This window comes from Amycolatopsis thailandensis (genome assembly GCF_042723255.1).
GTDB classification, from domain to species: Bacteria; Actinomycetota; Actinomycetes; order Mycobacteriales; family Pseudonocardiaceae; genus Amycolatopsis; species Amycolatopsis thailandensis.
The window spans coordinates 22,789-33,682 of the sequence record NZ_JBHXJK010000098.1; the positions used below are offsets into that span (position 1 = coordinate 22,789).

The following is a 10,894-nucleotide window of genomic DNA, read 5'->3' on the forward strand; positions in this document are numbered from 1 at the left end:
TCATCCTCGGGAAACTCCATCTTCGCGGCGGCCGTGACCACGGCCGCTTCTCACTATCCGAGGAGAGTGAGGCTCGATGTTCCTCCGATCCCCTCATCTGACGAGACACCCCAGAAACCCGGTGGCGATTCTGGCGGCATCCGCACTGGTCGCCCTCTCCCCGCTACAGGTGACCGCGAACGCCGCGACAGCCGCCGGACCGGAACCCGCGCCTGTCGCCGGACAGCCGGACGTCCATCGCGTCACGTTGCTCACCGGCGACGTCGTGACTTACGAACGGGACGGCGCCGGACATGACACCGCGCAGGTCGAACCGGCCGTGCGGCCGGACCGGCCTGCCCCGGCGTTCCAGATCACGAGCACGGCCGATGGCCTGATGGTGTATCCGTCGGACGCGCTTCCGTTCATCGGCAAGGGATTGCTCGGCCCGGAGCTGTTCAACGTCACCACGCTCGTCGGAGACCGGCGTGACGACGCGGCGAGCACCACGATCCCCGTCATCGTGCGCTACGGCGACCGAGCGGGCCTGTCCGCCCAGTCGCTCGACGCGAAGGCGAAGACTCTCCCGCAAACCCAGCGGCTCACCCCGCTGGTCACCGCCAACGGCGTCGGAGTACAGGTCAAGAAGGCGGGGACGGGCGACTTCTGGCGTTCGCTCGTCGCGTTCGACCCGGGCGGGAAACCCGTTCTGAACCAAGGGATCTCACAGGTCCGGCTGGACAGGAAGGTCCGGGTGGCGCTGGACAAGAGCACCGCGCAGGTCGGTGCGCCGTCGGCGTGGAAGAGCGGGTGGACCGGGAAGGGGTCCACGGTCGCGGTGGTCGACACCGGGATCGACGAGAAACACCCCGACCTGGCAGGCAAGACGACCGTCTCGGCCGACTTCAGCGGGGAAGGCGACGCCGTGGACCGCCATGGCCATGGCACCCACGTCGCGTCGATCATCGCCGGTACCGGCGCGGCGTCGGGCGGCCGGTACAAGGGTGTCGCACCGGACGCGAAACTGGTGGTGGCCAAGGTTTTCGACGCCTCCGGTGAGGGTGACACGGCACAGGTCATGGCCGGGATCGACTGGGTCGTCGCACAGGGCGCCAAGGTCGTGAACCTCAGCCTCGGCGCCGGCGTCACCGATGGAGCCGACCCGTTGAGCGAACAGATCGACACGCTTTCGGCCAAGTCCGGCGCGTTGTTCGTGGTCGCGTCCGGGAACTCCGGGCCGGGCGACCGGACCGTCACGACGCCGGGGGCGGCGACGTCCGCGCTCACGGTCGGCGCGGTCGACAGGGACAACAAGATCGCGTGGTTCAGCAGCCGCGGCCCGCGGCTGCGGGACGCCTCGGTCAAGCCGGAGATCACCGCGCCGGGCGTCGGGATCGTCGCCGCCCGGGCCGCGGACACGGCGATGGGCGAACCGGTCGACGACAACTACACCGCGGCGTCGGGCACTTCGATGGCGACTCCGCACGTCGCGGGTGCCGCGGCGATCCTGCTGCAGCAGCAACCAGGACTGACCGGGCAAGCGCTGAAGAACACGCTCGTCACCACGGCCAAGGACGTCGGCCTCCGCTGGTACGAACAGGGAGCCGGTCTTCTCGACGTCGCACGGGCCGTCTCGCAGAAGACGACCGGCACCGCCGTCGCGAGCTTCGGCCGTAACGAGCGGACGACGAACAGCGCGGCACAGGTCGTCCGGCAGCTGTCCTACACCAACTCCGGGGACCAGCCGCTGAACCTGAACTTGAACCTCACCGTGCAGCCCTGGGACGGCGTGGCCAAGCCGGGTACCGGGATGCGCCTGGCGAAGACGAACCTCTCGATCCCTCCGAAGTCGAGCACCACCGTCGACCTCGCGGTGAACCCGAGCGAAGGGGTGGCGGGCGTCTACGGCGGCGCCGTGGTGGCCACGACCGCGGACGGGACCGGCTCCGTGCGGACGCCCGTGAGCATCTACAACGCGGCCGAGCTGTTCCCGGTGACGATCCGGGTACGGGATTCCGCGGGTGGCCCGGCTCAGGTCGCGTCGGCCCAGCTGATCGACGACACGGCCGGCGCGGGCAACCGCAACGACCCGTTCCTCGACCAGGTCAGCCAGCAGATCGGCTTGGTCGACGGAGTCGGCCGGGTGCTCGTTCCCGCCGGGCGCTATTCGGCGCTGGGCTGGGCGATGGAGCGCGGGCTGGCCGTGCGCCGCTGGTCGGCGATGAGCTCGACGCAGGTCGCCGTCTCGGCCCCGGCCGAGATCGCGTTGAACGCGGCGAGCGCCGTACCGGTGGGGCTGGTCACCCCCACTCCCACGGACCTGCGGGACCGCACGGTGATGCTGAGGCGCGTGATCCCCGGCGGAGCGGGCGTCAACGGTTACGTCGGCGAAGCCGGACTGTCCGGCGGAGGCGGCTGGGAGGTGCGCGTGACACCCGCGGCGGCCACTTCGGCAGGGGCGATTTCGTTGCAGGACAGTGCGACGCTGACCCAGACCGCGGTCGAGATGCAGGTCGTCGGCGGCGGCTCGAAGGTGCTGAATCCCGCGTACGACGTGCCGACGTTGACGGCGAAGTCACCCGGTGAACGAACCCTGCCGGTCGTGTTCGGCGGCGCGGGTGGCGCGAGTGATCTCGCCGGTCTCGACGTCCGCGGGAAGGCCGTCCTGGTGAGGATCCCGGTTCCCGCCGGGTCACCGGACCCGGTGAGCGCGGTCTCCACCGGTATCGCGAACGCGGCCCGCGCGGTGGCAGGCGCGGGTGCGGCGGCGATGATCCCCTACGCCGGTTCGCCGGGTTCGCTGAGCGTTCCGGGTCTCAGCAGCGCGGCGATGCCGACCTTGTCCCTCGGCTGGGACGAAGGCGAGGCGCTGCGGACCGCGGGCGCGGTTTCGGTGCGCTTGCTGGTGCGCGCGGCTCCTGACGTGATGTACAACCTCAGTTACCTCGACCCCAACGGGGTGCCGAAGGATCTCGTCCGGCGTGTCGACAAGAATTCGCTGGTCGCCACGAAGACCGGTTATCAGGCCGAGAAACCGGGGCTGACCGGGCAGAAGAACTGGTACGCCTTCCCGACCGGCCTGTGGAAGACGCAGGCGGTGCAGGGTACGAAGATCCCGGTTCCGGGCACCTGGACCGAGTACACGGGACCGGCGAACGATCGGCTGGTCTGGAAACGGGTCGTCACCCTTTCCGGCACCGACGCCGCGGGCCGTCGCGCCGCGCTGAGCATGAACGCGCAGAACATCTACCGCGCGGGCGAACGGTCGAGGCCGGAGGAGTACTGGTTCCGCGCACCGATGCACAGCGGCACGGTGGAACTGCCGTCCGATCATCCGGCTCGCTACCCGGCGACGGCCAACGGCTGGACGGTGCTGTGCTCGATGTGCCGGGGCGGCATGGATCCCGATCTGTTCGTCCCCGGGTTGCAGTGGATGGACGGAACGGCCGGTGCCGGTTCGGGCGGACACTACTCGAATCCCTATGAGAACGCGCGGTACTTCGCGGCGACCACGGCACGGCTGTACCGGGACGGGACCGAGATACCACGGTCCAATTTGGATGATCCGTTCGCACTCGCCCCGGAGTTCCGGCTCGCACCGACCCCCGCCACCTACCGGCTGGACGTGACCGACGTGATGCCCGGCCTGGCGCAGATCGGAGCTCCGAGCGCAGCGCTGTTCCAGAACGCCCCGCGGACCGACACGTCGTGGACGTTCGCCTCGGCACGCTCCAACGCCACGCCACCGGCCGGATTCTCTTGCTACGCCTCCGGCAATGCGTGTTCCTTCCAGCCGCTCATCCAGCTCGACCAACGGCTGCCGCTGGATCTCGGCGGCCGCGCACCGGCGGGGCGTCCGTACACCTTCGACGTGTTCGCCGGCTCGCACAGCGGCGCACGCGGCGGTGGTCCGGTGACGCAGCTGAAGGTCTCGTCCTCGACGGACGGCGGGCGCACCTGGACGGCGGCGACCGCCCGGCCGAACGGGACCGGGCTGTGGTCGGTGACGGTGGATCACCCGCGACTCGCGGCGACCGACGGCTTCGTCTGGCTGCGCTCGGACGCACGGGACAGTTCGGGCAACACGGTGACGCAGACGGTCCAGCGGGCCTACGCGCTCACGGATGTGGCGAAGACGAGCCCGCTCGCTCGCTGACACTCTCCTCACGCGAGGGCTGGGTCCCCGGCAAGGTGACCCAGCCCCGCGTGGCGACCTGGAGCCCGGCCTGGAACCGGGTGGTCGCGCCGAGAGAGGTCATGAGATCGCGCAGGCGCCGCTGGAACGTCCGGTAGCTCATGCCGAGTTGCTTGGCGATGCTCCGGTCGGGCAACCCGGTGGTGAGCAAGGCGAGCAGGCGGGCGTCGTCGGAAGCGGCGGCGCCCGCCTGCTCGACCGAACCGGGCAGGTACAGCGGAAGCCCGCTCTGCCAAAGGAAAGTGAAGACAGCGCTGAGCGCGTCGAGCAGCGCGCACGGATGGATCACCAGTGCCGTGCCGACCTCGGGAAGATCGGAACGCAGCGGCACCAATCCGATTCGCTGGTCGACGACGATCATCTTCAGCGGCGCCGTGGTGACCACACGAGCCTCTTCGCCGAGGGCGAGACCCGCTTCGAGGTCGGACGAAAGATCGTGCAGTTCCAGCGCGCTGCGTTCGTAAACCCCGCGGAACCGCACACCCCGGTCGAGGAGATCGCGTTCGGCGGGGTGGAGCACACCCGGCGTCTGCGCGTAGGGCGGTTTGTCGACGAAATCGACCTCTTGCTCGGCCGAGCGCAGCAGCTGATCGGCCCTGTCGGCGATGAGCGCGTTCCCGTGGATCACCTCGATGAGATCGACCGGGCGTTCACCGGACGTCCCCCGGTATCGCTCGCGCAACCTGTCGGCGATCAGCCGCGCACTCGCGAGTTCCTGCTCCTTCTGCCGGAGCAGCGCCTCCAGAGCGATCTCCGGTCGCACCGCCGAATACGCCTCCGCCGGGCCGGGAAGCTTGGCGAGTAAACGTTTTTCGGTCAGCACGCGCAGTACCCGGAGAAGCTGCTGTTTGGGCAACCCGGTTCGCTGCCGGATTTCGGCGAGGGTCATCGAGCCGGTGCCGGCGAAAGCATCGTAGACCTCGACATCTGTTTCGCTCAGACCGATGATGTCCAGCAATTTCTCTCCCACCGCAGCCGCGGTCGCTTTCTCACGACCTTACCGCTGGATTTGGGCGGGCAAAAGGTACCGCGCCCCGCCCCGGGGCGCGTTCAGGTACCCGCCGGCGGCCGGTCCCGTTCCAGCATCCCGGGACCGAAGATCTCGTAGCGGATCCGGGCGGCGGGCAGGCCGCGGCGGATCAGCCCGGCGCGGATACTTTGCATGAACGGCAAAGGACCGCACAGGTAGGCGGTGGTGCCCGGTCGCAGCGGCAGCGCGTCGACCTCCATCCGCCCGGGGCGCGAGCGGTCGTCGTGGTCGCTTTCGTACCAGTACAGTTCGCCGGCCTCGCCGAGACCGGTCACGGTCTGGGCGCATTCACGCCGCAGCGCGTGGTGGGCGGGCGAGCGGTCGGCGTGGGCGAGCACGATCCGCCGGGTCGGCTGGACGCGGGCGAGATGGTCGAGCATGGCGGCCATCGGCGTGATCCCGATACCGGCACTGACCAGGAGCACCGGCCCGTCACCAGTGTCGAGCGTCGTCTCACCCGCGGGCGGGCCGAGCAGCAGGCACTCGTCTTCGGTCACGTGGTCGTGCAGGTGGTTGGACACCGCGCCGTCCGGGGCGCCCTCCCGGCCGCGGACCCGGCGGACGGTGATCCGCAGCGAACCCCGTCCGGGGCCGTGCGACAACGAATACTGGCGAGGCTGGCGGCGGCCGCCGGGCAGCCCGACCATGACCGACACGTACTGGCCCGGCACGAAATGCGGCACGGCCGCGCCGTCGTCGGGGACCAGGGTGAACGAGACCACGTCGACGGCCTCGTCCAGGCGCTTGGCCACCCGCCAGCGGCGCCAGTGGTCGGCGGGGTCGAGATCGCCACGCTGGTAGAGGCGGGCTTCGGCCGCGATCAGCCGGCAAGCGAGCAGCCAGTACACCTCGTGCCACGCCGCGAACACCTCAGGAGTGACCGCGGCACCGAGGACCGTTCCGACGGCGGTGAGCAGATGGTGACCGACGACCGGGTACTGCTCGGCCCGGACACCCAGCGACACGTGCTTGTGGGCGATCCGCTCGGCGACCCGTTCGAACGAAGCGCCTTCGTCACCGGTATCGGCGGTCAAGCACTCGGCGAAGCCGACCACGGCGGAGGCCAGCGCGAGCTTCTGCCGGCCATCGGCCTGGTTGCCCTGATTGAACAGATCGAGCAAGTCCGGATGCGCGGAGAACATCGACGAGTAGAACTCACCGGTGATCTCCACGGCGTGCGCGCGCACGACGGGCAAGGTGGCGCGCACCATCGCGACGGATGCTTGTGACAGCAAGGAATTCTCCTTCTTCGGGAGGCAGGACCGGTCCTCGCGAAGGCACCGACCGATCTCTTCCGATCCTGCCGGGGACGGCGTGGCGCACCAAGGGATCTTCGGAACACCCGGCCAGGGACCTTGGTCCCGAGAGAACTCGGCCGATCAGTCGACTTTGTGACCGCCGTCACTGTTCGCCGGGTCGTGACAACCTCCGGTACCCGCGAACGCCTTCAGGCTCGAAGAGGTACCGATACCGAAACCTGGGGAACACATGAAAAGACTTTCCGTCATCCTGACCGCAATGCTGGCGGTACTCGCGTTGACACCCGCCTCGCCAGCCGGTGCGGCGCCCCGCTTCGACCGGGAACTCCAGGTACGCATCGCACGCGCCCAGGCGTACGCCGACAGCAGGCCCGGTGACACCGGGATCGTCGTCCGCGACCGGTGGACCGGCGCCGTCTACCGGAGCGCGGCCGCCGGGACCCTCATCTGGGCGTGTTCCACCCCGAAGCTGGCCATGGTCGTGGACCTGTTGCTGCGCAACGATTCCGGGGCCGTCCGGCTGACCGCCGAAGACCGTGACCTGATCCACCGGATGCTCAACTCCAGCGACGACGCCGCCGCCCACACCCTGTGGACCCGGTACGGCGGGGAGGCCGAGTTCGCCAAGCGGTTCCCGTCGTACGGCATGACCGACATGCGGTTCACCGACCAGCACCCGCACCACTGGGGCTGGATCCTGACCACCGCGAACGACCTGGACCGGCTGATCGGCTACGTCCTGACGAAGCTGCCCCCGCACCACCGCGACTACATCGTCCGCGAGATGCGCACCGTCGACGTCAACCAGCAATGGGGAGTCTGGGGTGCCGGCGCCGCCGCGCGGCCGGGCAACAAGGACGGCTGGTCCGACGACAACGACGACGGCTCCTGGATCATGAATTCCGTCGGTTTCGTCGGGCCGCACGAGCGGTACACCCTCGCGCTGATGAACAACACCAAGGTCATCCAGAACGGCTACGAAACCGGTCAGGAGACCACGACCAGGATCAGCGAAATCCTGTTCAAGGGATACTTCAACGGCTGATCGCGCCACGGGCGACGCCACCGTGACGGCACCTGCGGCTCGATCAGGGACCACCAAGAACGCATTCAGTCCTCTGGATGCGCCAAGCGGCCGGGCGGCAGGCTCCATGAAGGGGTCCCTTCACGGACCGGCGCTCGACGGTAACGGGCGAGGTACAGGGGACCGGGAGCGTCGCGAAAGCCACTTTCGGGACGTCTGATGTCCTGAAAGTGGCTTTCGCGACACCCGAGGTGGGCGTGCGGGCGTGCGACAGGACACCCCACCTTTGACTTACCTCTCGATAACCACCCGATTCCCCCGCCACTCACATCCCGGCGACAGCGCGCGAAACGACGGTGCTGAGCACCCGGATGCCGTGCGTGGTGGCGGGGTCGATCCCGGTCAGTTCCCGGGTCCGGCGTAACCGGAAGTCCAGGGTCCGCGGGTGGATGTTCAGAGACGCCGCTGTCCGCGACCGGCTCATGTCGTTGCGGTAGAAGGCATTCAGCGTGCCGACCAAGTCGGGGCCGCCGGCGATCAGCCGGGCGAGGTCGTGCAACCACCGGCCGATCTCCGGTAGTTCCGCCGCGCTCAGCTCCAGCAGCGTGTCGGTGACGGTGTAGAGATGGTCCGGCGACTGTTCGGCCGGTGTCACCCTGCTGATCCGCTCGGCGAGCGAGAGCGTTTCGCCGAGTGTCCCGGATGGACCGATGGCTGCGCCGACGGAACATGGCTGCCCGGCGATCTCGGCGACGTCCCGGATCAGGGCGTTCGCCGCTTGTCGCCGGTCGGCCGGGACGAGCGCGATGAACTCGTCCGGTTCGCGCCAGGTGGCCGAGATCCCGTGGCGAACCCACGCCGCGTGCACGAGGTCGTCCGGGATGGCGGGCGGGATCGCCGTTCGAACCACCGTCACGAGATAGCGTTCAGGCAGGCGGAGGCCACAGGAGTCCGCGCACGCCGGTGCGCCAGGGTCGCCCTTCAGCGCCAGCTCGGCGAACTGACGCACGCGCGCCACGACCGGAAGGTGTCTCCGGGCACCGGTGGTGTAGCCGAGGGTGTAGGCCCGTTGGGCCGCCGCCACCTGCGGGCCCAGCCAGCCGAGCAACCGCATCCCGGCGTCCAGATCGCGGGGACCGGACGCCTCCCCGATCTCCCGGAGTGTCGCGGTGGTGTGCAGGGTGAGCAGACGGCGCACCGTCTCGAACGACATGCCCTCCTCGCCTCGGCGTCGGCCCATGGACTCGACCACGGCGAGGTCGTCGGTGGTCAGCGGACTGTCCTCGGCGCCCAGTTCCACCGTCCGCGTCCGGGTGAACACCGCGAAGTCGAGCATTTCCTGGTGTTCGCGTGAATCCCGGGCGGCCGCCGCGTACTCCGGGAGCTCTTCCACGCACAGGTCGACGACTCGCCGGGCGTTGGCGGGCGCCCGGCTTCTCAGCTGCCGCAACAGATCGCTCATAGCGGACCGGTCAGCGCCCGGTTCACCACCGCGCTCAGGATCCGGACGCCGCGTACGGACACCGGATCGAGGCCGGTGAGGTCGCGCACCCGGCGCAGCCGGTAGTCCAGGGTCCTCGGGTGGATGTCCAGCGACGCCGCCGTCCTCGACCGGCTCATGTCGTTGCGGTACAGGGCGTCCAGGGTGCCGACCAACCGCGGGCCGGTGGCGAGCAGGCCGGACACCTCACGCAACCAGCCGTCCACCGGAGGCAGGCGGGCCGCCCCGACCTCGGCGAAGAGATCGGTCAGGTGGTGCACGGTCACCGGTGCGGTGCGGACCGGCGCCGCCCGGCTGATCTCCCGGGCACTGGCGAACGCCACCGCCAGCCCGTTTCTTGCCGCTTGGCTCGCCCCTGCCGCGGCCGGAAGCCCCGTGCTCTCGACGAAGTCCCGGACCATCCGCTCGGCGGCCGCCGCGTCGGCGACCACCGCCACGAACTCCCCCGGCTCCTCCCAGCGCAGTGGTGTCCGCTGCCGGGACAGCAGGTGCGCCGACACTTCCGTCCGGGTCCGGCCGTCCGGCACCGGCGGCCCGGCCGGCATCCGGCAGACGACGACCAAGGGCCGGTCGGGCACGGTTACGGCCAGGATCCCGGCCAGCTCGGCCGCTGCGGGGTCGTCGGCGACCACCAGGCTCGTCAGCTGCCGCACGCGGTCGACTTCGGACAGGATCGTGCCCTGTCCGAAGAGATAGCCACGGGTGTACGCGGCAGGTGCGGCCAGGCCCTGCGCCGGCCACCAGGCGAGCGTGCGCATCACGTCGTCGAGATCGTCCCGGCCGGCGGTCTCGTCCATCTCCCGCAACATCAGCGAGTGGTGCAGCCGCAGCACGTCACGTTGCGCGGCGAACGAGACCCCGCTCGCGGCGCGCTCCCGCCCGACCCCGGCGATGAAGGACAGGTCTGCGTCCGTGAACGGCAGGCCCTCGGCGACCAGCGAGATCGTGCGCCGCCGGAGGAACACGGCGAAGTCCAGCATCGCGGCCCGCGCTTTCGGTGCTATCGCGATCCGGCGGAACTCCGCCAGCTCCCGCACGTAAAGGTCGACCGCACGTCTGCTGTTCGCGTCGACACGGTCACGCCAACCGGCGAAAAAGTCACCCATCCCGTCCCCCGACCCCGAGTACCGCGGCTTCTTGTCGCGGAACGCATTCTGGACGGCGACCCACTCGAAAATGTTGGGGAAATGTTGTGGCGTCCGAAATGCCGGGATACCCCGGGTCGACCGGGTTCGTCCGACGTAGGCTTGAGGGACGCGGAGGTGGTGGAGTGACGGACGAACAACTGCTCATCGAGTTCGCGATGACCCGTATCGACCATCCGGGCCTCGACCTCGAAGAGGTGGCCACGCTGACAGTGCGGCGTCTCGGCGAAGACCGGATGCTGGACTTCGCCGGGCACACCCTGGCCAGCCGCGGCGAACTACGCGGGGCGGTGTTCCCCGCCGCGGTCGAACACGTGCTCCGGGTCGTCCTGACCATGCGCGGACCGGACGACTAGGACGAACGAGGTCCGCTTTCGGATATGCGGCGACGTGCGGGAGGGGCCCGTGACCGCACCGGTGAACCAGCTGTGGCGGCAGATCGTGGGCCTGCTGCGAAAGCACGCCCCCGGGAGCGCGACCGACCTCCACTTGGGCAGCCTCATCAGCCTTCGGCCCACACCGGCACCATCGGGTGGCAAGTCGAATCCGGCATGGGCCGGCGGGCCGACCGCAGCCTGAGTGTCCACATGGGACGGTTAGCGGCGATTGAGCGTCCGATTCATGTCCGCATGGGCTGTTTCGCGTGGGGTTGCGAGTGGCGATTCGGGTTATTGAGAGGCAAGGCAAATATGGCGTGATCTGTCGCCCGCCCGCACGCCGACCTCGGGTGTCGCGAAAGCCACTTTCGCAACGTTGAAGGT

The 10,894-nt window shown here is 69.4% G+C and carries 7 protein-coding genes; 3 read left to right on the forward strand and 4 right to left on the reverse strand.

The window, feature by feature from the left end:
* The first annotated feature begins 121 nt into the window (after window positions 1-121).
* Window positions 122-4,135 carry a S8 family peptidase gene (locus ACFWMR_RS30730; protein WP_378380904.1) on the forward strand — a complete coding sequence of 1,338 codons (4,014 nt, stop codon included), beginning with the start codon at window positions 122-124 and terminating at the stop codon, window positions 4,133-4,135.
* On the opposite strand, the gene ACFWMR_RS30735 is transcribed toward ACFWMR_RS30730, so the two are convergent.
* Entirely contained in the window at window positions 4,098-5,132 is a 1,035-nt protein-coding gene (locus ACFWMR_RS30735; RefSeq protein ID WP_378380905.1) for a helix-turn-helix domain-containing protein, read from the reverse strand. The genes ACFWMR_RS30730 and ACFWMR_RS30735 overlap by 38 nt on opposite strands.
* Before the next feature lie 92 nt (window positions 5,133-5,224).
* Window positions 5,225-6,439: a globin domain-containing protein gene (locus ACFWMR_RS30740; RefSeq protein ID WP_378380907.1), complete on the reverse strand. Its 1,215-nt coding sequence runs from the start codon at window positions 6,437-6,439 to the stop codon at window positions 5,225-5,227.
* 253 nt (window positions 6,440-6,692) lie between these two features.
* Between ACFWMR_RS30740 and ACFWMR_RS30745 the strand changes: the two genes are divergently transcribed.
* Window positions 6,693-7,508, forward strand: a complete 816-nt coding sequence (locus tag ACFWMR_RS30745; RefSeq protein WP_378380908.1) for a serine hydrolase — start codon at window positions 6,693-6,695, stop codon at window positions 7,506-7,508.
* Between the two features lie 304 nt (window positions 7,509-7,812).
* Here ACFWMR_RS30745 and ACFWMR_RS30750 read toward each other — a convergent pair whose 3' ends face one another.
* Entirely contained in the window at window positions 7,813-8,949 is a 1,137-nt protein-coding gene (locus ACFWMR_RS30750) for a PucR family transcriptional regulator (RefSeq protein ID WP_378380909.1), read from the reverse strand.
* Window positions 8,946-10,094, reverse strand: coding sequence for a helix-turn-helix domain-containing protein (locus ACFWMR_RS30755; protein WP_378380910.1), 1,149 nt, complete (start codon window positions 10,092-10,094; stop codon window positions 8,946-8,948). The genes ACFWMR_RS30750 and ACFWMR_RS30755 overlap by 4 nt, the downstream gene beginning before the upstream one ends.
* A 164-nt stretch (window positions 10,095-10,258) precedes the next feature.
* Here ACFWMR_RS30755 and ACFWMR_RS30760 point away from each other — a divergent pair, with 164 nt between their 5' ends.
* Window positions 10,259-10,489 carry a hypothetical protein gene (locus tag ACFWMR_RS30760; RefSeq protein ID WP_093933060.1) on the forward strand — a complete coding sequence of 77 codons (231 nt, stop codon included), beginning with the start codon at window positions 10,259-10,261 and terminating at the stop codon, window positions 10,487-10,489.
* Window positions 10,490-10,894: the final 405 nt, after the last annotated feature.